We start from the raw sequence: 24030 nt of genomic DNA, 5'->3' as shown, positions 1-24030 counted from the left end.
CGCGCGTTCGTCAGGCCGCCTCGAGGGCCCCTGTGACCCTCGTCAGTCGTCGTCAGTCGTCGTCGCCGATGTCGAGGTCGAACTTCCCGAGGTCCTCGCCCTGCGATTCGCCGGGGAGGATGTCGCCGAGCCCCGCGCCGAACGCGGCGGCGGCCCAGACGACCGCGATCCGCCCCGCGCGCTCCGCCGCGGTCGGGTCGCCCTCGTGGAGCCGTCCCCAGAACAGGAGCATCACCGCCGAGGTGGTCAGCGACACGAGGAGAACGCCGGCGTACCGACGGGGAATGAGCCCGAATATCGGGTGGCGGATCGTGATCTGCCGGAAGTCCGCGAAGTAGAGGAGCCCGGCGACGGCGGCGAGCACGAACCCGACGTGGACGAAGAGGAGGACGGGGACCCCCCGGACGGTCGTCGCGGCGAACCACGCCGCGATCTCGAAGACGCCACCCTCGACGAGGAGGGGGAGCGCGAACAGCACCGCCCCCACGAACGACTCGGCCAGGTCCCGCGAGGTGTACTTGGTGATCCGCTCGGTGAGCACCGAGCGACCGGGCATCCGCTCGACGAGCGAGATGGTCTGTTTGACCTTCTCGCGCTCGCGCGGGTCGTCGACGGTGTCGCTGAGCGAGTCGAGGTTCGCGAGCAGGTCGTCGATGTCGGGTTCGGCGGGGCCGTGGTCGACGTGGGGTTGCGGCTCCGCCTCACCGGCGTCGGGGTCTCGCTCGTCGCTGTCGACCATATGTCGCCGGGACGCGCGAGGGCGCCAAAAGGGTACTGACGAGCGGGCTCGCGCGCCTCGGTACGAGAGCGGCGCCGCTCTCGCTCAAAGCGAGTCGAGAAAGCCCGACAGGGCGTCGTTGAACGCGGCCGGACGCTCGATCATCGCGAGGTGCGCGGCGTCCGGGACCGTCGTCCACTCGGCGCGGGGGACGTTGTCGGCGAGGTACTCGTGGTACGCCGGCGGGGTCAGTTCGTCGTGTTCGCCGACGACCGCGAGCGTCGGGACGCCGATCCCGTCGAGGCGGTCCCGCACGTCGAAGGCGTGGCAGGTCAGGAAGTCCCGTTCCGTGACCTCTCGCCCGCACGCACGCATGGCCGCCTCGGAGAGGTCGACGTACTCGGCGGGCGCGTCGTGGAACAGTCGGCCCGGCGCGTGAAGCAGCGAGACGGCCCGCTCGAAGTCGTTCGCGAGCGCGTCGCGGAGGGGGTCGGCCACGCCGAGCTTCGCGCCCGTGCCGGCGAGGACGAGCCCGTCGAGCCCGAGGTCGCGGTCGAGAGCGATCCGGAGCGCGACCGCGCCGCCGAGCGAGTTGCCACAGAGCGCGGTCGCGTCCGTCGCCTCCATGACCGCGACGACGTCGTCCGCGTACGCGTCGAGCGTCTCCGGGCCCGCCGCGGTCCCGACGTCGTCGCTGTCGCCGTGCCCGGAGAGATCGACGGCGACGCCGGGGTATCGGTCCGCGAGCCGTGCCTGCGACTTCCAGACGTCCTTCGTGCCGCCGCTCCCGTGAACGAAACAGACCGTCGGCCCCTCGCCGCCGCGGTCGAAGCGGCGGTACGCCGTCGCGCGACCGTCGTGGGTGACCCGTTCCATGTCGAGACGGTTCGACGCCGAGCGGTATAAACGCCGGAGGGAGCCGGGGCCGCAGCGAGATCGGTGAACCGAACGCCCCGGCGGCGGCCGGGTGTGGCGTATTTCGACCCCGAACCGCTACACTACCGAAGCGAGTGAATAGCGCCACGTCTTGCGGTTTTGAGCGACAGCTTTAAATATCTACACCACTAACTCGTAGTTAGGATGAATCACATACAAACTCGATCGACCGGCGACGGCGCGTTGCTCCGCCGGTACGAGTACGACGACGGCTGGATCGTCGCCGCCGATCTCGGCGTCGACGACGAGGCCGTCACCGTCGACACCGTCGGCACGACGGCGATCGTCGTCGTTGAGGGACCGGACGAGCCGGTCGAATCTGAGTTCGAGCTGCCCGGGACGGCCACGTCCGCGAGCGTCACGAACGGGGTGCTCACCGTGGAGGGCGAGCGATGAAGCTCACCGTCAAGCCCCTGAAACAGAAGGACGCCGGCCGACGGCTCGCGGCGATCGACCGCGTCGCGGCCGACGAGCTCGGGCTCTCCGGCGGGGACATCGTCCGCGTCGAGGGTGGCGAGGGCGCCGCGATCGCGCGCGTCTGGCCCGGCTACCCCGAGGACGACGGGACCGGCGTGATCCGCATCGACGGCCGCCTCCGACAGGAGGCCGACGTGGGGATCGACGACCGCGTGACCGTCGAGGACGTCGACGTCTCGCGGGCGGACGCGGTCACGATCGCCTTCCCCAGCCAGCTGCGGGTGCGGGGCCAGATCGCTCCGTTCATCCGCGACAAGCTCTCCGGACAGCCCGTCACCGAAGGACAGACGATCCGCACGTCGATGGGCTTCGGCCTGATGGGCGGCCAGTCGCAGGCCGTTCCGATGAAGATCGCCGAGACGAGCCCGGGCGGCACGGTGGTCATCACCGACGAGACGGAGATCAGCATCTCCGAGATCTCCGCCGAGGAGATCGCCGACCGCGGCGAGGCCGGGAGCGGGACCGGCGAGGGGCCCGACGTCACCTACGAGGACATCGGCGGGCTCGACGACGAGCTCGAACAGGTCCGCGAGATGATCGAGCTGCCGATGCGGCACCCGGAGCTGTTCAAGCGCCTCGGCATCGACCCGCCGAAGGGCGTCCTGCTCCACGGGCCGCCGGGCACCGGGAAGACGCTGATCGCGAAGGCGGTCGCCAACGAGATCGACGCCAACTTCCACACCATCTCCGGCCCGGAGATCATGTCGAAGTACTACGGCGAGAGCGAAGAGCAGCTCCGTGACGTGTTCGAGGAGGCCGCTGAGGAGGCGCCCTCGATCATCTTCATGGACGAGCTTGACTCGATCGCGCCCAAACGCGAGGAGGCCGGCGGCGACGTGGAACGCCGCGTCGTGGCCCAGCTCCTCTCGCTGATGGACGGGCTCGAGGAGCGCGGCGAGGTCGTCGTCATCGGGGCGACGAACCGCGTCGACGCCATCGACCAGGCGCTCCGACGGGGCGGTCGCTTCGACCGCGAGATCGAGGTCGGCGTGCCCGACCGCGACGGTCGCAAGGAGATCCTCCAGGTCCACACGCGGAACATGCCGCTGACCGACGGGATCGACTTAGACGAGTACGCTGAGAACACGCACGGCTTCGTCGGGGCCGACCTCGAGTCGCTCGCGAAGGAGTCCGCGATGCACGCGCTGCGGCGCATCCGCCCCGAGATCGACCTCGAATCGGACGAGATCGACGCCGACGTGCTGAACAGCATTCAGGTCACCGAGGACGACTTCAAGCAGGCGATAAAGGGCATCGAGCCCTCGGCGCTGCGCGAGGTGTTCGTCGAGGTTCCGGACGTCAGCTGGGACCAGGTCGGTGGCCTCGAGGGCACCAAAGAGCGGCTCCGCGAGACGATCCAGTGGCCGCTCGAGTACCCCGAGGTGTTCGAGGAGCTCGACATGCAGGCCGCCAAGGGCGTCCTCATGTACGGCCCGCCGGGCACGGGGAAGACCCTGCTCGCGAAGGCCGTCGCCAACGAGAGCGAGTCGAACTTCATCTCGATCAAGGGGCCCGAGCTGTTGAACAAGTACGTGGGCGAGTCCGAGAAGGGCGTCCGCGAGGTGTTCAGCAAGGCCCGCGAGAACGCGCCGACCATCGTGTTCTTCGACGAGATCGACTCGATCGCGACCGAGCGCGGCAAGAACTCCGGCGACTCCGGCGTCGGCGAGCGCGTCGTCTCCCAGCTGCTGACGGAGCTGGACGGCCTCGAATCGCTGGAGGACGTGGTCGTCATCGCGACGACGAACCGTCCGGACCTCATCGACTCCGCGCTGCTGCGCCCCGGTCGCTTGGACCGGCACGTCCACGTGCCCGTCCCCGACGAGGAGGCGCGCCGCCGGATCTTCGAGGTCCACACGCGCAGCAAGCCGCTGGCCGACGACGTCGACCTCGACGCGCTGGCCCGCAAGACAGAGGGGTACGTCGGCGCCGACATCGAGGCGGTCGCTCGCGAGGCGTCGATGAACGCCTCCCGGGAGTTCATCGGCAGCGTCACGCGGGAGGAGGTCGGCGAGTCCGTCGGCAACGTCCGCGTGACGATGGCGCACTTCGAGGACGCGCTGAACGAGGTGAACCCGAGCGTCACCCCCGAGACGCGCGAGCGGTACGAGGAGATAGAAAAGCAGTTCCAGCGGTCGGAGGTCAACCGCGACGAGGCCGAACCGGGCGCGGCGTTCCAGTAAGGCGCGCTCCCGACTTCGCGGCCGCGTTTTTTAGATCAGTCCGATCGCCGACAGCAGGTAGAACGCGGCGACGACGACGATCCCGATCGTCACGAGCCGCCACGCCAGCTTCAGGACGAACTTTCCGACGACGATGACGAGCGCGACGGCGACGAGCGCGACGAGCAGTTGGCCGAATTGACTGCCGAGCAGCGCGGCCTGTGCCGGCGCGAGTAGCCCGGCGAGCGCGAGCGATGATGCGGTCATGTGCGGGCCCACGGCGACGCCGGGCATAAGCTTGTGGGACCGGACCGCGGGGACAGTTATGGAAATCTGATAGGTTCGTGGCAAGATCTGCGGGAAATCCGGACGTACACGCGCCGACACGGCGGGTACGACGACGGCAACGTCCGTCTACACCGCGGGAAACGCCGGCGGCGACCCCCCTTTTCTTCCGGTGGGAGACCCCTTCCTCCGTGCGGTTTCCCCGAGTACCGTTCAGTTTCACTCCGGTCTGGCTACGCTTATGTGTCCGGAACCCGTCCCTTGGTGACGTACCGGAGTTAGCGTCAGACGCGCGGCACAGACGTTACATAGCGAATCGGACATATACGCGCCGATCGGGTCCGAACATCCGAACCTACAAGGGCCCGCCTCGCCAGTACACCAACACTACAAATGATTCAGATCCCACGCCAGTCCAGCGGGGTGACCGTCGAATGAGCAGCGACGGTGTCACCGCCGACGACCTCGAACTGCCGATCAAACGCACCACCGGCGACACGATGGAAGAGCGCCTCACGGGCAACGCCTATCACAACATCCTGCCCGCGCGCTACCTCCGGAAGAACGCCGACGGCGAACCGGACGAGGACCAAGAGGAGCTGTTCGACCGCGTCGCGCGCAACGTCGCGCTCGCGGAGGCCGTCTTCGAAGCCGGACGGCAGGGCGTCGACGTCACGGTCACGCCCGACCAGCTGAAGCCCGACCACCCCCGGCGCGACGAGCTCGCGGCCGAAGTGTTCGGAACGGGGACCACGGCCGGCGACGACGTCGAGACGACGCTGACGGAGGACAACGTCAATAAGTTCGCGTACGACACCGTCGTTCCCGAGCTGCCCGACGACGTGCGCGACCACGTCGAGTCGACCGCGGAGACGTTCCGCGACGGGATGGAGTCGCTCTCCTTCATGCCGAACTCGCCCACGCTGATGAACGCGGGCGACGAGCTCCAGCAGCTCTCCGCCTGCTTCGTCGACTCCCCGGGCGACGACATCACCGACATCCACCAGACCGCCAAGGAGGCGGCCGAGGTGTTCCAGTCGGGCGGCGGCATGGGGTACGCCTTCTGGCAGCTTCGGCCCTACGGCGACGCGGTCGGCTCCACCGGCGGCATCGCCTCCGGGCCGATCACGTTCATGCGGACGTTCGACCAGATGTGCGAGACGATCGCGCAGGGCGGCGCGCGCCGCGGCGCCCAGATGGGCGTCATGCGCATCTCGCACCCCGACGTCATCCAGTTCATCCACGCGAAGAACAAAGACGTCTCGCTGGCCCACTCGCTGCGGCTCAACGACCCCGACGACTTCACGCACAACTCCTTCGCGGACGCCTTAGAGGAGGCGCGCGAACTTATCGACGACGACGGCAAGGTGCCGGAACACCTCCGGAACGCCGTCGAGGGCCACCTCTCGAACTTCAACATCAGCGTCGGCGTCACCGACGACTTCATGGACGCCCTGCGGAACGACGAGGAGTTCACCTTCACCAACCCCCGCACCGGAGAGGCCCACGTCGCGACGCCGGAGACGAAGGAGCTCTACGACATGTTCGGGCTCGGCGAGCACGTCGAAGTCGGCGAGGAGCTCTCGATCCCGGCCGCCGAGATCTGGGACGACATGATCGAGGGCGCCCACGAGAACGGCGAGCCGGGCGTCGTCTACCTCGAGCGGATCAACAAAGAGCACTCCTTCGACGTCGAGGAGAACCCGGACCACCGGATCCTCGCGACGAACCCCTGCGGCGAGCAGCCCCTCGAGGAGTACGAGGCCTGTAACCTCGGTCACATCAACCTCTCGACGCTCGCGGACCTCGACGCGCCGGACTGGCGCGTCTGGTCCGACGAGCACGCCGACGAGTACGACTCCGAGGCGGCCGCGATCGACGCCTTCCTCGAGGAGGCAATCGACTTCGAGGAGTTCGACGACCGGATCGCGTACGGCACGCGATTCTTAGAGAACGTCGTCACGATGTCCGACTTCCCGGTCGACGAGATCGAAGAGAAGGTCCGCGACATGCGGAAGATCGGACTCGGCATCATGGGGCTGGCGCAGCTGTACATCCAGCTCGGCGTCCGCTACGGCTCCGAGGAGGGCAACGAGATCGCCCGCCAGCTGATGACCCACATCAACCACGAGTCGAAGCTGGCCTCCCACGAGCTCGCCGAGGAGCGCGGGACGTTCAACGACTGGGAGGACTCGAAGTACGCGAACCCGACGGAGTACGGCGACTGGTTCGAACACTACACCGGGCTCGACGCCGACGAGTGGGCGGACGGCTTCCCGATCCGCAACCACAACACGACGACGATCGCCCCCACGGGGACGACGTCGATGATCGGCAACACGACGGGCGGCTGTGAGCCCATCTACAACGTCGCCTACTACAAGAACGTCTCCGACGACGTTCAGGGCGACGAGATGCTCGTCGAGTTCGACGACTACTTCCTGCGCACCCTGGAGGCCAACGACGTCGACGTCGAGGCCGTCAAGGAGGAGGCGCAGACGCAGATGGCAGAAAACGAGTTCGACGGCGTCGACGGGCTGGAGACGGTTCCGGACGCCATCGGCGAGCTGTTCGTCGTCACCGGCGACCTCTCGGCGAAGGACCACGCCGGGGTTCAGGTTGCCTGCCAGAAGGGCGTCGACTCCGCCATCTCGAAGACCGTCAACGCGCCGAACGACTCCACGCTCGGCGACGCCAAGGAGGTCTTCGAGTACATCTACGAGAACGGCGGGAAGGGCGTCACCTACTACCGCGACGGCACCCGCTCGAAGCAGGTGCTCACGACGCGCGCACAGAACACCGAGTTCGCCGACGAGAGCGAGGCCGCGGAGACGATCGTCGAACAGATCGGCGAGGTGTTCGGCGGTATCGAGGCGTTCCTCGACAACGAGGACGTCCAGGCGGCCATCGACACGGAGATCGCGGACCTGCTCGAAGCGACGGAGCAGCCGCAGATCGACTACAGCGAACGCAGCCCGCGCCCCGACTCCCTGTCGGGCGTCACCCAGCGCGTCGAGACCGGGTACGGCAAGCTGTACGTCACCATCAACGAAGACGAGAACGGCCGCCCCTTCGAGCTGTTCGCGAACATCGGCCACTCCGGCGGCTACACGAACTCCTTCACCGAGGCGCTCGCGAAGGTGATCTCGACGGCGCTCCGCTCGGGCGTCGACCCCGAGGAGATCGTCGACGAGCTACAGGGCACCCGGAGCCCGAAGGTCGCGTGGGACAAAGGCGAGCAGATCCAGTCGATCCCGGACGCGATCGGCACCGCCCTGCGCCGCTACCTCGACGACGACGTCGACAAGGGGATCCCCCAACAGCAGAGCCTCGACGACGTCGAGGGGAGCGCGGTGAGCGAGTCGGCCGGCCGACCGGGCCAGACCGACGGCGGCGCGGCCGCCGACGCGGCGGCCGACAAGGGCGCACTCGACGCGCCCGAGGCGGCCGAGACGGACGACGCGGCGGGCGCGGACGACGCGATGCAGGAGCTCATCGCGGCGGGCGAGTCGCCCGAGTGCCCCGAGTGCGGCGGCATGAACCTCTACTACTCCGAGGGCTGCAAGACGTGCGAGTCGTGCGGCTGGTCGGAGTGTTGAGCGGGCGGTAACGAGCGGCCGACGACGCCGTTCCTTTTATTGAACGCCGGATTCCGTCAGCGGCGGCTTCGTCGGTCTAGAGGCGAACGCGACGCTCTCTGGGGGCGAGAACTAAGAGGAACCGCTACCGCACCGGGTCAGTCGTCTTCGAGCGCCTGCGCGATGCGCTGGAGCTGTCGCGTCGCGTCGCGGACCTCGTCGCGGAGCTGGCGCACTTCGCGGACGAGCTCTTCGTTGCCGCCGTCGTCGCCGCGGCCGCCGCGCTCGCCCTGCGCGCCGGGACCGCCGCCCATGCCGGGGGGGCCGCCCGCGCCGCCGGGGCCGCCGCCGCCGCCCATCATGCCGGACATCATCTGCGCGAAGGGGTTCCCGCCGCCGCCACCGCCCATCCCCGGCGGGCCGCCGCCGCCCATCATCTCCTCGGGGTCGGGCCGGTCGCCCTCCTCGCGCTCCTCCTCGCGTCGCTCGCGGATCTCCTCGACGCGCTCGCGGAAGGACTTCTCCTCGCCGTCGTCGCCCTCGGGGGCGTCGCCCTGTTCGCCGGCCGCGCCGTTCTCGGGGTCGGTCGCGTCGTCGTCTGCCATGGGCGAGCGTTCGTCGGCGCGGCCGAAAAGGGTTGCCGTGGCGTCCGCGACGGTGCGCTTATAAGTCGGGGGCGAGCGGCGGCGCGGACGGCCCGCCCGCGTCAGGTCCGAACCATGCGGTGGCAGTTCGGGCACTCCGTCGCCTCCGTGTTCCGGCCGGCCGCGGGCACGCGGTCGCCGCAGTTCGGACACCGCGTCCGGGCGCGAGCGTACTCCGTGCTCGATCGGACGGAGGATCTGTCTGCGTCGTCGGCCATAGACGCGTGTTACTGGTTCTCATAAAAATACGTTGTCGACATATCCCTAAAACACGATTTAGGCCGACGAGCGCGCGGCGTCCGCGCGCGCCGCCCTCACTCGTGGCCGGAGACGCGGACCGGCTCGTACGGTTCCTCGAGCCATTCGAGGTCGGACGTCGAGAGGTCGATGTCGAGCGCCTCGACCGCGTCTTCGAGGTGTCCGACGCTCGTCGTGCCGACGATGGGCGTGTCGACGCTCTCTTTGTGGAACAGCCACGCGAGCGCGATCTGCGCCATCTTGACGCCCTTCTCGTCGGCGAGTTCCCCGACGCGCTCGTTGACCGCCGGCCCGCCCCCCTCGCGGTAGGGGTGCGCGTAGAGGTGGTCTTCGGTCTCGCCGCGGAGCGTCGCGTCCACCTCCTCGTGCGGGCGCGCCAGGTAGCCGCGCGCGAGCGGGCTCCACGGCATCACGCCGATCCCCGCTTCCTGACAGAGGGGGAGCATCTCGCGCTCCTCCTCGCGGTACGCGAGGTTGTAGTGGTTCTGCATCGTGGCGAACCGCTCGTACCCCTCGCGCTCGCTGGTGTGCAAGGCGTCCGCGAACTGGTGGGCCCACATCGAGGAGGCCCCGACGTACCGCACGTCGCCGCGCCGCACGGCGTCGTCGAGCGCCGCCAGCGTCTCCTCGACCGGGGTCTCGTAGTCCCAGCGGTGGATCTGATAGAGGTCGATCGTGTCCATCCCCAGTCGGTCGAGGCTGTTAGACAGCTCCTGTTCGATCGCCTTCCGGGAGAGGCCGCCCGAGTTCGGGTTCGACTCGTCCATCTGGAAGTACCCCTTCGTGGCCACGACGAACTCGTCGCGGTCGTACCCGTCGAGCGCCTCGCCGAGGACGCGCTCGCTCTCGCCGTTCGAGTACATGTTGGCGGTGTCGAAGAAGTTCACGCCGAGGTCGATGGAGCGTTCGACCAGCTCTTTGCCTTCTTCCTCGTCGAGGACCCACTCGCGCCAGTCGGAGTCCCCGAAGCTCATACAGCCGAGACAGATCTTCGAGACGGTCGTGCCGGTGTCGCCGAGCGTCGTGTACTCCATACCGCGATCACTCCGAGCCGAAATAAAAAGCTACGCGCGGGGGCGACGCTCGTCGGTAATCGACGCGTCGGGCGCGGCGGCACGTGCCGGGCGTTTCGGACGGTGCCGGTTCCGGAGCTACAGGTCCCGAAACGACGCCGTGTACACGAGGAACGCGCCCGTGAGGATGACGAACGCGAGGAAGGTCACGAGCGCGAGCACGTTCGCGATCGGCGCGAGCGCGACGAGGAAGGACTGTCCGGTCGAAGCGAGTACTAGGACGGCGAGGAGGGCGGCGATCAGGCCGAGCAGCCAGTTCGTGAGGACGTTGTCCATGCGTCGCCCGAGACGAGGCGCTAACAAAAAGCCGCGGATGACGCGGCGCCACCGGAGCTATACCGCTGGCTCCCGTATCGATCGGCGTGAGCGACCGGACGACCTGCTGGCTGCTCGGCGACCAGCTCAACCCCGACCTCGACGCCCTCGACGACGCCGACGACGTGCTGATGATCGAGGCGCATGGGTTCGCCGACCGGAAACCGTACCACGCCCACAAGCTGACGCTCGTGTTCTCGGCGATGCGGCACTTCCGCGACCGGCTCCGCGATCGCGGCCTCGACGTGACGTACGTGCGGGCGGAGTCGTTCGGCGAGGGGCTCGACGAGTTCTTCGCGGAGCGCGAGCGACGAGCGGCCGACCGCGACGGGGGTGACGGCCCGCAACTGCGGCTCATGCGCCCGGCGAGTCACGGCGCCGGCGAGCGGCTCCGGGACCTCGTCGCCGAGCGCGGCGGCACGCTGGAACTCGTCGACAACGAGCTGTTCTGGACGACGCCGGCCGACTGGCGCGAGTGGGCCGGGGGGGAGGAGACCGATATCGGTCCCGACGGCGCCGCAGAACGCACCTACCGGCAGGAGAACTGGTACCGACACGTGCGCCGGGAGACGGGCGTGCTGATGGACGACGGCGACCCCGTCGGCGGGGAGTGGAACTACGACGACGCGAACCAGGAGACCCCGCCGGACGAGTGGGAACCCCCGGCCCGGCCGACGTTCGAACCCGACGACCTGACCCGCGAGACCCACGCGTGGGTTCGGGAGCGGTTCGACACGTGGGGGAACGACTCGCTCGACGGGTTCGCGTGGCCGGTCACCCGCGCCGAGGCGCGCGAGGCGCTCGATCGGTTCGTCCGCGAGGGGCTCCCGGCGTTCGGGCGGTATCAGGACGCGATGGTCGGCGGGGAGCCGTTCCTCTCGCACTCGCTGCTCTCGCCCGCCATCAACCTCGGGCTGCTGGACCCGCGCGAGCCTGTCCGAGCGGTCGAGCGCGCGTACGCGGAGCGCGGAGTCGAGCCGGGCGAGTACGACCCGGCCGAACACGGCGGGGGCGCCGCGGCGACCTCGCTCGACGAGTTCGGCGGCGGCGGGGCCGGCGGTGACGGGGCGGCGGCGGACGAGGCGCCCGCCCCCGTCCCGCTCAACGCCGTCGAGGGGTTCATCAGGCAGGTGATCGGATGGCGGGAGTTCATGCGCCACGTCTACCGCGAGGCGATGCCGGAGCTGGCCGACGCGAACCGGCTGTCACAGGAGCGGGAGCTGCCGCCCGCCTACTGGGACGGCGAGACCGACATGGAGTGTCTCTCGGAGGCGGTCGAGCACGTGCGCGAGTTCGGCTACGCCCACCACATCGAGCGGCTGATGGTGCTGTCGAACTTCGCGCTGGTGTACGGCGCCGACCCGGCCGAGTTGAACGAGTGGTTCCACCTCGGGTTCGTCGACGCCTACCACTGGGTGACGACGCCGAACGTCGTCGCGATGGGGTCGTTCGGCACCGACGTGCTCTCCTCGAAGCCGTACGCCTCCTCGGGGAGCTACGTGAACCGAATGAGCGACCACTGCGCCGACTGTCCGTACGCCGTCTCGCGGACCACGGGCGAGGGCGCCTGCCCGTTCAACGCGCTCTACTGGGACTTCCTGAAGGAAAACGAGGAGACGCTTCGTGGTACCGGACGGATGGGACTGATGTACTCCCACGTGGACGGCAAAGACGACGCGGAGTGGGCGGAGATCCGCGAGCGCGCAGACCGGGTGCGAGAGCGAGCGCGCGACGGAGAGCTGTAAGGGTCGGGCGGCGCGGCCGGACGACCGACTACTCGCCGCCGGCGAGGCGGCGCAGCCGCGGGAGCGCCTGCTCGTACCCGAGCCCGACGACTCCGACGTACAGCGCGAGCAGTCCCATGACGACGGCCCAGGCGCCGAGCACGAGGTCGCCGCCGGAGACCGCGGAGAGACCGAACTGTTCGAGCACGACGCCGATCGCGGCCGCCGCGCCGGCGCCGACCGTGACGGCGAGGAGTTCGACGAGTTCGACCGCGACCGCAGGTACTTCGACCATAGCCGAGAGGGGCGGTCGCGGATTATGACTCTTTCGGGAGAACGGTGGACCGCGTCTCGCCGACCGGGTCGCCGGCGCCGACCCCCTCGCGGGGGGTCACTTCAGTCCGAACGACCGCATGACGGTGTCCGCGAGCCCCTTCGCGATCAGCGCCAAGCCGGCGAGGAGCACCATCATCGCGCCGGCGATGACCGGGTCGCGGTAGGTGATGATACCGACCGCGGCGACGACGAGGAGGAGACCGACGATGCCTTCGAGGCCGAGTTTGTCTCGCATGTCGTCGCGTCGCCCTCGAGCGTTCTTAAATCGGACTGTTCTCGACGGCGGCGGAGCCGACGTGGACGGGAACGCGTCGGCACCGCGGCGACGGAGAGCGGCCCTTTTATTTCGGCGAGCGCGTATCACCGCGTACGCATGAGCAACGGAGACGGTGGCGGTCGAAACGACCTCCGGATGCCCGACGACGACGAGGTGTTCGCGGAGGTCGTCGAGATGCTCGGGGCGAACCGCGTCAAGGTGCGCTGTGCGGACGGGAACGAGCGGACCGCGCGCATCCCCGGGCGGATGCAAAAGCGCGTGTGGATCCGCGAAGACGACATCGTCCTCGTCGAGCCGTGGGACTGGCAAGACGAGAAGGCGGACATCTCGTGGCGCTACGAGAAGAGCGAGGCCGAACAGCTCCGCGAGGAAGGCCACCTCCAGTGAGTCGGCGGGCCTCGGGCCCGCGGCGGCGGTGACCGCCCGCGCACCGGCCGCCGTCTCGCCGCGCACGTCGTTTTTAAGTCCGCACGGGCCGCAACGAGCGTATGCTCCGGCTCGCGGTGACGACCGACGCGGAGACGTTCGAACGGGTGCGCGAGCCCCTCGCGGAGCGCGGCATCGAGGTCGCCCACGTCCGAGCGAAGGAGCGGGCGCTGCGCGTCTCCGGGGGGGCAGAGCGCGGATCGGTGTCCGTGAGCGCGAGCGGCCCCGGCGAGTTCGACGGGTTCGACGTCGGACTCGTCTACCCCACTCGGCTCATGGAGGGCGCCGTGGTCGCCGAGCGGCTCGGCGTTCCGTGGGTGAACGGCCGGGACGCGGTCGTGACCTCGCGGAACAAGGCGGGCGTCCTCGCCGCGCTCGACGCCGCCGGCCTCCCGACGCCGCGGACGGCCATGGTGTCGAACCCCGTCGACGAGTCGGTCGTCGTCGACGCCGTTAGCGGCTTCTCGTATCCGGTCATCGTCAAGCCGAACTCCGCCACTCGCGGCGTGGGCGTCGCGACCGCGAGCGACCTCGACTCGCTTCTGGGCGTCGTCGACTACCTGAACCTGATCCACGACTACCGGGCCACGGGCGATAAGTCGTACCTGGTACAGGAGTTCCTTCCCGACGCGCGCGACTACCGCGCGATGGTCGTCGACGGCGGATACGCGGGGGCCGTGCGGCGCGAACTCGACGCGGACGCGCTCGCGGCCGGCCGCTGGAAACACAACGTCCACAGGGGTGCGACGGCTCGCGGCGTCGACCTCGACCCGGAGGCGCGCGACCTCGCGGAGCGCGCGGCCGACACGCTCGGGATCGACTACCTCGGCGTCGACCTGCTCGCGACGGACGACCGACTCGTCGTCAACGAGACCAACGCCCGGCCGACGGTCGACGTGGCGACGAAGTACGAACCGGACTTCTACGACCGGCTCGCGGCGCTGATCCGGCGAACTGCGGACGAGAGTAATCGGGCGAACGGGGTGTAGCGGGGGCAGGAGGGAGCGACGGGCGGAGAACGGAACGCGGCGCCGTTCAGACCAGATCGATCGAGGCGCTGTCGTCGTCGCGGTCGAACGAGACCTCCAGGACGCCGTTGTTGAACGTCGCGTCGGCCGAGTGTTCGTCGACGGGAGCGGGCAGTTCGACGGTCTCGTCGTACTCGCGCCGGTCGGAGACCGCGGAGATAGTGAGCGCGTCGCCGTCGCATCGCAGGGAGAGGTCGTCTTTCGAGACGGCGGGGAGGTCGGCGATGAGACGCACCGACTCCTCGGTGGTGTACGCGTCGACGTGGGTGTCGGAGCCGAACCCGGCGTCGTCGGCCGACGGCCCGTTCGCGTTGGCCATGTCGTTCATCATCCGCTCGATCTCCTCGAAGAAGTCTCCGAACGGATCGTCGCGGTCGTCTCTGTCCATACCGGACGTGAAGTCGCTGACCCCGATAAGCCTTCTGTCGGTCACCGTTTCGGCCGCAATTCGTCTCGCGCGGGGCGACGAGTTCGCCCGCCGTCGCCGCCGGTCGACTCGGCCGATCGTAACAAATTCGAACGATTATGACGATCTCTGGACGACTGAGCGAGATTTAAGTAGTTGGGTCGCGGCTTTTTCGAACATGAGTAAATCGCACCTAGCTGCCGGCGACGACGTGAGCGACGACGAGGTCGTTCGAGTGGGGCTCAACGGCTTCGGTCGCATCGGACGTAACGTGTTCCGTGCGGTGTTAGAGCACCCGCGGATCGAGCTCGTCGGCATCAACGACGTGATGGACTTCGACGACATGGCGTATCTCGCGAAGTACGACACCGTCATGGGCCGGCTCGACGGCGTCGAGCGCGACGGCGACACCCTGACGATCGGCGACACGTCGGTCCCGCTGTTCAACGTTCAGGACCCCGCAGACCTCCCGTGGGACGACCTCGACGTCGAGGTCGCACTGGAGTGTACGGGCGTCTTCCGCACCCGCGAGGACGCGAGCGCGCACCTCGACGGCGGCGCCGACACCGTGGTCATCTCGGCGCCCCCGAAGGGCGACGAGCCGGTCAAACAGCTCGTGTACGGCGTCAATCACGACGAGTACGACGGCGACGACGTGATCTCGAACGCCTCCTGTACGACGAACTCCATCACGCCCGTCGCGAAGGTGCTCGACGCGGAGTTCGGCATCGACGCCGGCACCCTCACCACCGTCCACGCGTACACCGGCTCCCAGAGCCTGATCGACGGCCCGAAGGCGAAGACCCGCCGCGGTCGCGCGGCCGCCGAGAACATCGTCCCCACCTCGACCGGCGCCGCGGGCGCCGCCCAGAAGGTCCTGCCCGAGTTGGAGGGGAAAATCGACGGAATGGCGATGCGCGTCCCGGTCCCGAACGGCTCCCTCACCGAGTTCGTCGTCAGCCTCGACGAGACCGTCACCGAGGAGGAGGTCAACGACGCCTTCCGCGACGCCGCCGACTCCGGCCCGCTCGCGGGCGTCCTCGGCTACACCGACGACGAGGTCGTCTCCTCGGACATCGTCGGCCTTCCCTTCTCCAGCTACGTCGACCTCCAGTCGACGAACGTCGTCGCCGGCGGGAAGCTCCTGAAGATTCTCACCTGGTACGACAACGAGTACGGCTTCTCGAACCGGATGCTCGACATGGCCGCGTACGTCCACGACGAGGCGTAACCGGTCGACCGCGGCTGAATCGCAGCCGGCCGGCCGCGGCCGTCCGTCGAGCAGGCCGACCGCCCGGCGGCGCGCCACCGGAGAACCACTTGTTAAGTACCTCATCGACGACCGATCACCCATGCCCGCCTTCGACACCATCGACGACCTCCCGGCAGACTCGCGCGTCCTCGTCCGACTGGACCTGAACTCCCCGATCGAGGAGGGTGAACCGCAGGACAACCGCCGGTTCGAGCGCCACGCGGAGACGATTCGCGAGCTGGCCGCCGCCGGTCATCGCGTCGTGTGCCTCGCCCATCAGGGGCGACCCGGCCGCGACGACTTCACCTCGCTCGCCGGTCACGCGGCGATCCTCGCCGACCACGTCGGCCGCGACGTTGCCTTCGTGGCCGACACGTACGGCGACGAGGCGCTGGACGCGATCGACGCGCTCGGGGCGGGCGAGGTGCTCCTCTTGGAGAACACCCGGATGTGCGACGACGAGTTGCCCGAGGAATCGCCCGAGGAGAAGGCCGAGACGGAGTTCGTCCGGACGCTCGCGTCACACGTCGACGCGTACGTCAACGACGCCTACTCGGCGGCGCATCGGTTACACGCCTCGCTGGTCGGCTTCCCGCTGGTCCTCCCGGCGTACGCGGGCCGCGTGATGGAGACGGAGTACGAGGCGAACACCGCCATCGCGACCCGGGAGTTCGACGGCCCCGTCACGATGGTCGTCGGCGGGACGAAGGCGACGGACGTGATCGGCGTGATGGACGCCCTCGACGACCGGGTGGACCGGTTCCTCCTCGGCGGCGTCGCGGGCGAGCTGTTCCTGCGCGCCGCGGGCCGCCCCGTCGGCCACGACGTGGGCGGCACGGAGCTGTTCGACGAACAGTGGGAGGCCAACCGCGAGCTGATCGAGTCGGTCCTCGACGAGCGCGGCGACGCGATCCACCTCGCGAGCGACCTCGCGTACCCGGACGACGACGGCGACCGCGCGGAGATCGCGGTAAGCGAAATCGACGAGAAGACCGAGGGATACCTCGACGTGGGCTCGGAGACGGTCGCCGACTACGAGCCGCCGCTCCGCGAGTCCGACGCCGTCTTCGTGAAGGGCGCGCTCGGCGTCTTCGAGGACGAGCGGTTCGCGGACGGTACCGTCGGCGTCCTCGAAGCGATAGCGGACACCGACTGCTTCTCCGTCGTCGGCGGCGGCGACACCTCGCGGGCCATCGAGATGTACGGCCTGAGCGAGGACGACTTCTCGCACGTCTCGATCGCGGGCGGGGCGTACATTCGCGCCCTGACCGGCGAGCCGCTCCCGGCGGTAGAGGTACTCGAAGCGGCGGCGGAGCGGAACGAGTAGGACCGCCGGTTCGGTAGCGCTACTCCTCGACGTCGAGGTCGAACTGCTCGTTTTCCGTGACCGCGTTCAATACGACGCTCGTGTTCGACTCGCGGATGTCGGCGTCCGTGAGAATCGACTTGATCTGATCGTTCATTCCGTCAGTGTCGGTAAACTTGCCGATCGCGATCACGTCGTAATCGCCCGTGACCTCGTAGACGCTCACCATCTGTTTTTCTTGCCGCAGCTTCTCCGTGACGTCCGGCAGAGCGCTGCCTTCCACCTTGAGCTGGAGGACGGCCGTCACGTCGTAGCCGATCTTGTCGTAATCGACGATCGGCGTGTACCCCCGAATCACGCCCTCTTCTTCGAGGTCGCGGAGATGGTTCGAGACCGTCGTCACCGAGACGTCGAGCTCGTCGCCGAGACTCCGAAGGCTCGCGCGTCCGTTACTGAGCAGGGAGTTAATGAGCTTCGCATCGAGGTTTTCGTACGTCATCACACCAAACCACGTCACCAGGGGTTTAGAATTTTACGAACGTCCAGCAGTTTTGCGAGTCTGGCGGTTCATGCGCCAAGCGATAAGGCCTTTATACTGGGAGATAACGAATCAAACGTCCAAAACATGACGGACGAACACGCGAAACCGGACGGCGGCCTCACGGCCGAAGAACAGGCGGTACTCGACGAGATAGAGGAGCAGAACGTCGATTTCCTGCGGCTCCAGTTCACCGACATCCTCGGCGTCGTAAAGAACGTCTCCGTGCCCGCCCATCAGGCGGAGAAGGCGTTCACTGAGGGGATCTACTTCGACGGCTCTTCTATCGAAGGGTTCGTGCGCATTCAGGAGTCCGACATGCGTCTCGTCCCGGACCCCGACACGTTCGCGGTGCTGCCGTGGCGCAGCGACGGTAGCGGCGACAGCGGGGCCGCTCGGCTCATCTGTGACATCGTCGACACCGACGGCGAGCCGTTCGCCGGCGGTCCGCGTCAGGTCCTGAAGAGCGTCCTCGAAGAGGCCGAGGAGATGGGCTACTCCGTCTCCATCGGTCCCGAACCGGAGTTCTTCCTGTTCGAGAAAGACGACGACGGCAACGCGACGACGATCCCGCACGACAACGGCGGGTACTTCGATCTCGCGCCGAAGGACCTCGCGTCCGACGTGCGCAAGGAGATCATCTTCACGCTGGAGAAGATGGGCTTCGAGATCGAGGCCTCGCACCACGAGGTCGCCGAGGGCCAACACGAGATCAACTTCAAGTACGACGACGCGCTCACGACCGCGGACAACATCGCGACGTTCCGCGCCGTCGTCCGCGCGGTCGCCGAACAGCACGACCTCCACGCCACGTTCATGCCCAAGCCGATCGCCGACATCAACGGTTCGGGCATGCACAGCCACATCTCGCTGTTCGACGAGGACGGGAACGCGTTCGCCGACGACGACGACGAGTTCAACCTGAGCGAGACGGCCTACCAGTTCATGGGCGGTATCCTGAACCACGCCCCCGCGTTCACGGCCGTCACGAACCCCACGGTGAACTCCTACAAGCGGCTGGTGCCCGGCTACGAGGCGCCGATCTACGTCGCGTGGTCCGACACGAACCGCTCGGCGCTCGTCCGCGTGCCGGACGCCGCGGGCGTCTCCGCGCGCTTCGAGGTCCGCAGCCCCGATCCGTCCTGTAACCCCTACCTCGGGATGGCGTCGCTCATCGCCGCCGGGCTCGACGGGATCAAGACCGGCGCCGACCCCGGCGACCCGGTCCGCGAGGACATCTACGAGTTCGACGACGAGAAGCGGCAGGAGTACGGCATCGAGACGCTGCCGCCGAACCTCGGCAAGGCCGTCGAGGCGCTCGAATCCGACGAGGTGCTCCAGGAGGCGCTCGGCCCCCACACCTCCGAGAAGTTCGCCGAGGCGAAATCTCAGGAGTTCAGCGAGTACCTCACCCAGGTCTCTCAGTGGGAGGAGGACCGCTACCTGGAGACCTTCTGAGCCGGCGCGCCGCCGTCCGACGCGACTCGTCTTTTTTCGATCGGTCGGAGGTTCCGGAGTAGCGTCTCGGGTTCCACCCGTTCGAGTTCGGTCCGGAAGCCGCGCGTCGGTCCGGCCGGCGGGACATCTCACCCGAATATCCGAAGGATACCGAGTGTCCACCGGGTTATCTCCGAGAGCACCAAGAGCAACCCCTCACCGCGCGAGAGCCGGCGCCCGGACCACATCGCTGCGACCCCCAACACCGTCACGACCACGAGCCAGAGGCCCGCCTCCGCGGCAGCTCCGCTCGTCGTCAGCGGCCGCAGCACGACTGCGACTCCGAGGATACCGAGGACGTTGAACACGTTCGAGCCGACGACGTTGCCGACGGACATCCCGACGTGGCCCTCCCGCATCGCGACCAGCGACACCGCGAGCTCCGGTGTCGACGTGCCCGCGGCGACGATCGTTCCCCCGATCACCCACTCAGAGATACCGGCGCCGCGCGCCAGCGACGTGGCCGCCTCCACCATGAAGTGGCCACAGATCAACACCAGCGCGAGCCCCCCGACGAGCAGGACCGCGTCCCGGCCGCGAAACCGGGCGTGGTCCGCGAGCGTCTCGGTCACGCGGGAGTCGGGGTACAGCGTATCGATCGACGGCCCCCCGCGTTCGTCGCGGAGGAGGTACCCCGTGTACGCGAGGAAGCCTGCCGCGAGCAGCGCCCCCTCCGGACGCGTCACGACGCCGTCGGAGACGGCCCAGACGCCGGCGAGCGTCGCGGCGACGAGCGCGGCTCCGTCACGGTGGACCAGCGAGCGCTCGACCGGGACGACCCGGATCAGCGAAACGACGCCGAGAATGAACGCGAGGTTGTACACGTTGCTGCCGATCACGTTCGCGACCGCGACGTTGCCGACCCCCGCGAATGCCGCGTCGATCGACACCACGAGTTCCGGCGCGGAAGTCCCCATCGCGACGATCGTTAGCCCGATCGTCAGTTCGGAGACGCCGAACCGACGCGCGAGCCGGACGACAGCGTCCACGAGCGACCGGGCCCCCACCCAGAGGCCGAGGACGCTCGCGGCGATCACCGCGACGTCGACGGCCGGGGTGCCGAGCATACCGAACGTGACGGGGGAAGCAACTTAAACGGCAGCGACGCGCGACGGGAGCGACGGCAACGCGACCACCACCACCACCGCGACCGTCGTCGCGGCCACGGTGACGGGCAGGGAGCCGGCGAGGGCGTACGCGCCGACCCAGAGGGCGCCGGTGACCGCCAGCGCCGGGACGGCGACGCGGGCCGTCAGCGCGGACTCGTCGCCGTCGACGAGCAGCCACCCGACCGCCCCGCCGGCCCCGGTGGCGATCCCGATCCCCGCCTCGACGACCTCGCCGGGGTGGCCCGCGGCGAACGCGACGCCCGCGGCGACGGCCGAGAGGACCGCGGCCAGCAGGAACGCCGGCGTGGGGTCGAGGGCCGCGGTCGGCCCGGGGTCGGACCCGGAGCCGTCGGTGGCGGCCGGCCCGTCGTCGGGGCCGGCGCCCCCGGCTCGAAAGCGCGGGTCGCCCGCGAGCCACAGCGCGCCGGCGACGGTCGCGGCGCCGACGAGGAGGCCGGCGACGACGTCGACGAGGTAGTGGACCTCGATCACCACGCGGGAGGCGGCGACCGCGCCCGCCAGTACGACGGCCGCCGCCGCGCGGCGACGGACCGTCCACAGTCGGTCGTACAGCAGCGCGAGCGCGCCGTACGCGGCCGCACCTCCGGTGGCGTGGCCGCTCGGGAAGCCGAACCCGTCGGAGAGCACCTGCGCCTCGTACCAGCCGGAGAGCAGTCCGGGAAGCCACGTCGGCACGTTCGCCGGGGGCATCGCACCCGGCGGGCGGGGGACCGCGAACCACGCCTTGCCGAGCGCGGTGACGGCGTACGCGCAGGTGACGACCGCGATGGCCGTCGCGCCGGCGCGGCGCGGCGACGCGGCGACGCGGTCGCTCGCGAACCAGTAGCCGACGGCGAGCAGCGCGAAGAGGAACCACGGGTCCGCGAGGTGCGTGACCGCCGCGAAGACGACGACGACGACCTCCGGGAGGGCGTCGACGACGACGGTCTCACCGATCCCGCGCTCGGCGCCGACGAGTCCGGTCACGGGTCGGCCACCCGGTTAGCCGTCCCCGCGGGAGTCGACGCCGACTCAGTCATCGCCGCGACCGCGGGCGTAATCGAGCGCCTTCCCGGGCGTCTCCAGTAGGTTGAGACCGATGCCGACGACGATAAATATCGTGTAGAGGCCGAGCGTCGACAGTCCGAGGACGACGATGGCGCCGATCGCGTAGAGTCCGTCGAGCGACGACAGCGCCGCGAGCGTCAGCACCGTCCCGTACAGCAACACGAGGTACGGTCCCCAGCCGCGGGCGTGTCCGCGGCGCATCCGTGACCGGACGTACCGCTTCAGCTCCGACTCGACCTCGGGTTTGTCGACCGTGCGGCGCTCCACGTCGTCTTCGAACTCGTCGAGTTTCGACCGCAGCTCCCGGACCTCCGCTTCGAGGGCGGCGACGTCCGGCGCGCCGTGCGGCCGCCCGTCGTCGTCCGCGTCACGGTCCGACTCGCCGTTCATACCCGTGGGTCGAACGCGGTCCTGTTGTAACTGCCGGTCCGCGGCGTGGTCGGTCGGCGCCGCCCCGCCGCCGAGACCGGCGCCGCTCGCCGGGACGACTCCGTCGCGGCCGGCAAGCACCACGTTGACGACGCCCCCGGTCACGACGACGACCGCCGCGAGGTAGAGCCACGTGACGAGCAGGAGGATTCCACCGATGACGCCGTACACCTGAAACTGTCCGGCGCTCGCCGCGTACACCTGAAAGCCGGCCTGTAACAGCGTCCACCCGAGGGCGGCGACGGCCGCGCCGGGTAGCGCTTCGCGGAACGCGATGTCGGGCTCGGGGAGCAGGTAGTACATGGGGAGGAAGACGACGGCGAGGAACCCCGGTAAGACGAGGATGCTCGCGGCCTCCACCAGCGGGATCGCGTCGGCGGCCGCGACGAACGCCCCGACGACGACCATCACGCCGATCCCGACGCCGACGGCGAGGATCACCGAGCCGGCGTCGGTGAGCTGTTTCAGGATGTCCGGCGGCTCCTTGACGCCGTACAGTTCGGCGAACGCCGTGTCGAGTCCGCGAAACACCTTCAGCGTCGACCAGAGCAGCACCGCGACGCCGAGCACGCTCGCGCCGGTCCGACCGCCGGCGGAGGCGATCGCCGCGGTCACCGCCTCCTCGCCGGCCGGCGTGAGGAGGTCGCCCGCCCCCGCTACCAGCTCGCCGGCGATCGTCTCGCCGAAGACGGCGGTGGCGACGACGACGAGCAACAGCAGCGCGGGGACGAGCGAGACGAACGCGTAGTAGGCGATGGCGGCGGCGAGGAACGTTACCTGCCGGTCGACCGCGACGTCGACGACGCGCCGAGCCGTGCCGAACGCGGTGCGCGAGTGTCGGGACACGTCCCGCCCTTCGACCGACCGCGACAAAAGCGAGGGGGTGCCGACGGCGGAGGAGCTCTCAGTCCCCGTCGCCGCCGAGGACCGCCCTGCGCATCTCGGGGATCGACGCCGTGCTCTTGACCGCGGTCCCGCGGTAGTGGGCCCGACTGGCCTCGTAACCCGCGTCTCGGAGGGTCGCCACGAAATCGTCCATCCCGATCGCCGGCTCGCCCCACTGTTTGTAGAGGCGGTGTTGGTCGTAGTGGGTCGGCGTGTCGAGCTCCGTCGCCACCGTGTCGAGCAGCTTTCGCGCGCGTTTCGCCTCGCCCATGTCGTCCGTGACCTCGGCGCGGACCGCACGCGCGAAGTCGCCGTCGGCGACCGGCCCGAGCCAGATCGGGCCGGCCGTGAGCACGCGGTCGCTCCCGCACTCCGGGCAGGCGTCGACCGGGTCGGCGATCCGGCCGGGGGTCGCGGCGCGCCAGAGGCAGTCCTCGCAGCCGTCGACGTGCCCGAGGTGTTCGAGGCAGTCGTCGGCCGCGCGGGCGCCGGACTCCAGTTCCAGGTAGGTCCGCGCGTAGTGGCGGGAGACGTGTGAGAGGACCGGCGTCGCCGCCTTGTCGTAGCGCGCCGCGGTCCGCACCAGGGCGGATATCAGCGTCCGAAGCCCCATCTCCGGGTGGTAGTCGGTGTTGCGCGGGACCGCGCCGTACTTCCGGATCCCGCTGTTGAGGTGGGCACCACACAGCGGCGCGGTGTCGGTCGCGGTGACGCAGACGAGGTTGCGGCCGTTCGCGACCGCGGCGTCGGCGAAGGGGATCGGCGTGCCGTACGGGTCCAGATCGACCACGTCGAACGGTCCCTCGTCGTACAACAGGGCGTTGACGTCGCGGTTGACCGCCTCGCCGTCGAGGCCGTTCGCGTCGAGGTTGGCGGCCGCGAGGTCGACCGCGTCCGCGTCGATGTCGGCGCAGGTGACGTCGTACCCCTCCGCGGCCGCGCGGACGCCGCGGACCCCCGAGGCGGCCATCGCGTCGAGATACGAGGCCACGCGCGGCTCTCGGTCGCGGTAGGCGCGCAGCGTCGCGACCGTGACGTCTCGGTTCAGCTCCTGTGTCGGGTTGAAGAAGACGCCGCCGCCGGTCCCCTCGCTGGCGCCGTCGCGGGCCTCCGGGACGGAGACGGTGAGTCCGCCCTCTTCGATGTCCATACCGTCGGTTCGCCCATCCGGGCTAAAAGGCTCGCGCTCCGAGGCGCTCGACGCCGGTGGTGTCCGCGAGAGAGCGCGACGAGGAGGCTTTTAGCCCGCCGGCACAGAAGGTGACCGTATGAACGGAGACGCCGTGCGGCAGCGAATAGACGG

Annotated in this window: 24 protein-coding genes; 9 read left to right on the top strand and 15 right to left on the bottom strand. The window is 69.1% G+C overall.

Going from position 1 to position 24030, the window contains the following annotated elements; genetic code table 11:
* Window positions 1-52 precede the first annotated feature (52 nt).
* Window positions 53-739, bottom strand: a complete 687-nt coding sequence (locus tag ACZ5KW_RS05435; RefSeq protein ID WP_343775609.1) for a DUF2391 family protein — start codon at window positions 737-739, stop codon at window positions 53-55.
* A gap of 84 nt (window positions 740-823) precedes the next feature.
* On the bottom strand, window positions 824-1594 hold the full coding sequence (locus ACZ5KW_RS05430) for an alpha/beta fold hydrolase (RefSeq protein ID WP_343775612.1): 771 nt from the start codon (window positions 1592-1594) through the stop codon (window positions 824-826).
* 204 nt (window positions 1595-1798) lie between these two features.
* Here ACZ5KW_RS05430 and ACZ5KW_RS05425 point away from each other — a divergent pair, with 204 nt between their 5' ends.
* Window positions 1799-2050: an Hsp20/alpha crystallin family protein gene (locus tag ACZ5KW_RS05425; protein WP_343775615.1), complete on the top strand. Its 252-nt coding sequence runs from the start codon at window positions 1799-1801 to the stop codon at window positions 2048-2050.
* Entirely contained in the window at window positions 2047-4314 is a 2268-nt protein-coding gene (locus ACZ5KW_RS05420; protein ID WP_343775617.1) for a CDC48 family AAA ATPase, read from the top strand. Before ACZ5KW_RS05425 ends, ACZ5KW_RS05420 begins: the two co-directional genes overlap by 4 nt.
* Before the next feature lie 30 nt (window positions 4315-4344).
* On the opposite strand, the gene ACZ5KW_RS05415 is transcribed toward ACZ5KW_RS05420, so the two are convergent.
* Complete coding sequence (locus ACZ5KW_RS05415) at window positions 4345-4587, bottom strand: hypothetical protein (protein WP_343775620.1); 243 nt, start codon at window positions 4585-4587, stop codon at window positions 4345-4347.
* Between the two features lie 425 nt (window positions 4588-5012).
* On the opposite strand from ACZ5KW_RS05415, the gene ACZ5KW_RS05410 reads away from it, so the two are divergent.
* Window positions 5013-8177: an adenosylcobalamin-dependent ribonucleoside-diphosphate reductase gene (locus ACZ5KW_RS05410; protein WP_343775622.1), complete on the top strand. Its 3165-nt coding sequence runs from the start codon at window positions 5013-5015 to the stop codon at window positions 8175-8177.
* A gap of 137 nt (window positions 8178-8314) precedes the next feature.
* Here the strand turns inward: ACZ5KW_RS05410 and ACZ5KW_RS05405 are convergent, their stop codons facing one another.
* The 4 genes from ACZ5KW_RS05405 to ACZ5KW_RS05390 all read right to left on the bottom strand — a co-directional run bounded on the left by ACZ5KW_RS05405 (window position 8315) and on the right by ACZ5KW_RS05390 (window position 10407).
* Complete coding sequence (locus ACZ5KW_RS05405) at window positions 8315-8761, bottom strand: hypothetical protein (protein WP_371152243.1); 447 nt, start codon at window positions 8759-8761, stop codon at window positions 8315-8317.
* Between the two features lie 101 nt (window positions 8762-8862).
* Window positions 8863-9018, bottom strand: a complete 156-nt coding sequence (locus tag ACZ5KW_RS05400) for a hypothetical protein (protein ID WP_343775630.1) — start codon at window positions 9016-9018, stop codon at window positions 8863-8865.
* Window positions 9019-9114: 96 nt separating this feature from the next.
* Entirely contained in the window at window positions 9115-10092 is a 978-nt protein-coding gene (locus tag ACZ5KW_RS05395; RefSeq protein WP_343775633.1) for an aldo/keto reductase, read from the bottom strand.
* 117 nt (window positions 10093-10209) lie between these two features.
* Entirely contained in the window at window positions 10210-10407 is a 198-nt protein-coding gene (locus ACZ5KW_RS05390) for a hypothetical protein (RefSeq protein WP_343775636.1), read from the bottom strand.
* 86 nt (window positions 10408-10493) lie between these two features.
* Between ACZ5KW_RS05390 and ACZ5KW_RS05385 the strand changes: the two genes are divergently transcribed.
* Window positions 10494-12191, top strand: a complete 1698-nt coding sequence (locus ACZ5KW_RS05385; RefSeq protein WP_343775639.1) for a cryptochrome/photolyase family protein — start codon at window positions 10494-10496, stop codon at window positions 12189-12191.
* Window positions 12192-12219: 28 nt separating this feature from the next.
* Here ACZ5KW_RS05385 and ACZ5KW_RS05380 read toward each other — a convergent pair whose 3' ends face one another.
* Window positions 12220-12465, bottom strand: coding sequence for a hypothetical protein (locus ACZ5KW_RS05380; RefSeq protein WP_343775642.1), 246 nt, complete (start codon window positions 12463-12465; stop codon window positions 12220-12222).
* 96 nt (window positions 12466-12561) lie between these two features.
* Window positions 12562-12741, bottom strand: coding sequence for a DUF7470 family protein (locus ACZ5KW_RS05375; protein ID WP_343775645.1), 180 nt, complete (start codon window positions 12739-12741; stop codon window positions 12562-12564).
* A gap of 138 nt (window positions 12742-12879) precedes the next feature.
* On the opposite strand from ACZ5KW_RS05375, the gene eif1A reads away from it, so the two are divergent.
* Together eif1A and ACZ5KW_RS05365 are read left to right on the top strand one after the other, a co-directional pair.
* A complete protein-coding gene (eif1A, locus tag ACZ5KW_RS05370) occupies window positions 12880-13170 on the top strand; it encodes a translation initiation factor eIF-1A (RefSeq protein ID WP_343775647.1) in 291 nt (96 codons plus the stop codon).
* 101 nt (window positions 13171-13271) lie between these two features.
* A complete protein-coding gene (locus ACZ5KW_RS05365) occupies window positions 13272-14198 on the top strand; it encodes an ATP-grasp domain-containing protein (protein ID WP_343775650.1) in 927 nt (308 codons plus the stop codon).
* Between the two features lie 46 nt (window positions 14199-14244).
* On the opposite strand, the gene ACZ5KW_RS05360 is transcribed toward ACZ5KW_RS05365, so the two are convergent.
* Window positions 14245-14625 (bottom strand): Hsp20/alpha crystallin family protein, encoded by a 381-nt coding sequence (locus tag ACZ5KW_RS05360; protein WP_343775653.1) that lies wholly within the window; start codon window positions 14623-14625, stop codon window positions 14245-14247.
* A gap of 196 nt (window positions 14626-14821) precedes the next feature.
* Between ACZ5KW_RS05360 and gap the strand changes: the two genes are divergently transcribed.
* Together gap and ACZ5KW_RS05350 are read left to right on the top strand one after the other, a co-directional pair.
* Complete coding sequence (gene gap / locus ACZ5KW_RS05355; RefSeq protein WP_343775656.1) at window positions 14822-15874, top strand: type I glyceraldehyde-3-phosphate dehydrogenase; 1053 nt, start codon at window positions 14822-14824, stop codon at window positions 15872-15874.
* Window positions 15875-15995: 121 nt separating this feature from the next.
* On the top strand, window positions 15996-17222 hold the full coding sequence (locus ACZ5KW_RS05350) for a phosphoglycerate kinase (protein ID WP_343775658.1): 1227 nt from the start codon (window positions 15996-15998) through the stop codon (window positions 17220-17222).
* 19 nt (window positions 17223-17241) lie between these two features.
* On the opposite strand, the gene lrp is transcribed toward ACZ5KW_RS05350, so the two are convergent.
* Window positions 17242-17700, bottom strand: a complete 459-nt coding sequence (gene lrp, locus ACZ5KW_RS05345) for an HTH-type transcriptional regulator Lrp (RefSeq protein ID WP_343775660.1) — start codon at window positions 17698-17700, stop codon at window positions 17242-17244.
* Window positions 17701-17826: 126 nt separating this feature from the next.
* On the opposite strand from lrp, the gene glnA reads away from it, so the two are divergent.
* Window positions 17827-19197 carry a type I glutamate--ammonia ligase gene (gene glnA / locus ACZ5KW_RS05340; RefSeq protein ID WP_343775663.1) on the top strand — a complete coding sequence of 457 codons (1371 nt, stop codon included), beginning with the start codon at window positions 17827-17829 and terminating at the stop codon, window positions 19195-19197.
* 128 nt (window positions 19198-19325) lie between these two features.
* Here glnA and ACZ5KW_RS05335 read toward each other — a convergent pair whose 3' ends face one another.
* Genes ACZ5KW_RS05335 through ACZ5KW_RS05320 form a run of 4 tightly spaced genes read right to left on the bottom strand, consistent with a single transcriptional unit; the run spans window position 19326 to window position 23877 of the window.
* Window positions 19326-20303: a calcium/sodium antiporter gene (locus ACZ5KW_RS05335; protein ID WP_343775666.1), complete on the bottom strand. Its 978-nt coding sequence runs from the start codon at window positions 20301-20303 to the stop codon at window positions 19326-19328.
* 24 nt (window positions 20304-20327) lie between these two features.
* Complete coding sequence (locus ACZ5KW_RS05330; RefSeq protein ID WP_343775669.1) at window positions 20328-21332, bottom strand: phosphatase PAP2 family protein; 1005 nt, start codon at window positions 21330-21332, stop codon at window positions 20328-20330.
* A 45-nt stretch (window positions 21333-21377) separates the two neighbouring features.
* The gene (locus ACZ5KW_RS05325) at window positions 21378-22688 is read right to left on the bottom strand and encodes a YihY/virulence factor BrkB family protein (protein WP_343775672.1); all 1311 of its coding nucleotides are present in this window, start codon (window positions 22686-22688) and stop codon (window positions 21378-21380) included.
* Window positions 22689-22746: 58 nt separating this feature from the next.
* Complete coding sequence (locus tag ACZ5KW_RS05320; protein WP_343775675.1) at window positions 22747-23877, bottom strand: tRNA (guanine(26)-N(2))-dimethyltransferase; 1131 nt, start codon at window positions 23875-23877, stop codon at window positions 22747-22749.
* Window positions 23878-24030: the final 153 nt, after the last annotated feature.

The organism is Halorubrum ejinorense (assembly GCF_055389685.1).
The sequence above is the reverse complement of the archived record's forward strand: the minus strand, read 5'-3'. Positions and strand labels throughout refer to the sequence as shown.

Bases quoted from the DNA above. Each gene is read 5' to 3' on its own strand.
- ACZ5KW_RS05435 (WP_343775609.1), bottom strand. From the start codon at position 739: ATGGTCGACAGCGACGAGCGAGACCCCGACGCCGGTGAGGCGGAGCCG.
- ACZ5KW_RS05430 (WP_343775612.1), bottom strand. From the start codon at position 1,594: ATGGAACGGGTCACCCACGACGGTCGCGCGACGGCGTACCGCCGCTTC.
- ACZ5KW_RS05425 (WP_343775615.1), top strand. From the start codon at position 1,799: ATGAATCACATACAAACTCGATCGACCGGCGACGGCGCGTTGCTCCGC.
- ACZ5KW_RS05420 (WP_343775617.1), top strand. From the start codon at position 2,047: ATGAAGCTCACCGTCAAGCCCCTGAAACAGAAGGACGCCGGCCGACGG.
- ACZ5KW_RS05415 (WP_343775620.1), bottom strand. From the start codon at position 4,587: ATGCCCGGCGTCGCCGTGGGCCCGCACATGACCGCATCATCGCTCGCG.
- ACZ5KW_RS05410 (WP_343775622.1), top strand. From the start codon at position 5,013: ATGAGCAGCGACGGTGTCACCGCCGACGACCTCGAACTGCCGATCAAA.
- ACZ5KW_RS05405 (WP_371152243.1), bottom strand. From the start codon at position 8,761: ATGGCAGACGACGACGCGACCGACCCCGAGAACGGCGCGGCCGGCGAA.
- ACZ5KW_RS05400 (WP_343775630.1), bottom strand. From the start codon at position 9,018: ATGGCCGACGACGCAGACAGATCCTCCGTCCGATCGAGCACGGAGTAC.
- ACZ5KW_RS05395 (WP_343775633.1), bottom strand. From the start codon at position 10,092: ATGGAGTACACGACGCTCGGCGACACCGGCACGACCGTCTCGAAGATC.
- ACZ5KW_RS05390 (WP_343775636.1), bottom strand. From the start codon at position 10,407: ATGGACAACGTCCTCACGAACTGGCTGCTCGGCCTGATCGCCGCCCTC.
- ACZ5KW_RS05380 (WP_343775642.1), bottom strand. From the start codon at position 12,465: ATGGTCGAAGTACCTGCGGTCGCGGTCGAACTCGTCGAACTCCTCGCC.
- ACZ5KW_RS05375 (WP_343775645.1), bottom strand. From the start codon at position 12,741: ATGCGAGACAAACTCGGCCTCGAAGGCATCGTCGGTCTCCTCCTCGTC.
- eif1A (WP_343775647.1), top strand. From the start codon at position 12,880: ATGAGCAACGGAGACGGTGGCGGTCGAAACGACCTCCGGATGCCCGAC.
- ACZ5KW_RS05365 (WP_343775650.1), top strand. From the start codon at position 13,272: ATGCTCCGGCTCGCGGTGACGACCGACGCGGAGACGTTCGAACGGGTG.
- ACZ5KW_RS05360 (WP_343775653.1), bottom strand. From the start codon at position 14,625: ATGGACAGAGACGACCGCGACGATCCGTTCGGAGACTTCTTCGAGGAG.
- gap (WP_343775656.1), top strand. From the start codon at position 14,822: ATGAGTAAATCGCACCTAGCTGCCGGCGACGACGTGAGCGACGACGAG.
- ACZ5KW_RS05350 (WP_343775658.1), top strand. From the start codon at position 15,996: ATGCCCGCCTTCGACACCATCGACGACCTCCCGGCAGACTCGCGCGTC.
- lrp (WP_343775660.1), bottom strand. From the start codon at position 17,700: ATGACGTACGAAAACCTCGATGCGAAGCTCATTAACTCCCTGCTCAGT.
- glnA (WP_343775663.1), top strand. From the start codon at position 17,827: ATGACGGACGAACACGCGAAACCGGACGGCGGCCTCACGGCCGAAGAA.
- ACZ5KW_RS05335 (WP_343775666.1), bottom strand. From the start codon at position 20,303: ATGCTCGGCACCCCGGCCGTCGACGTCGCGGTGATCGCCGCGAGCGTC.
- ACZ5KW_RS05320 (WP_343775675.1), bottom strand. From the start codon at position 23,877: ATGGACATCGAAGAGGGCGGACTCACCGTCTCCGTCCCGGAGGCCCGC.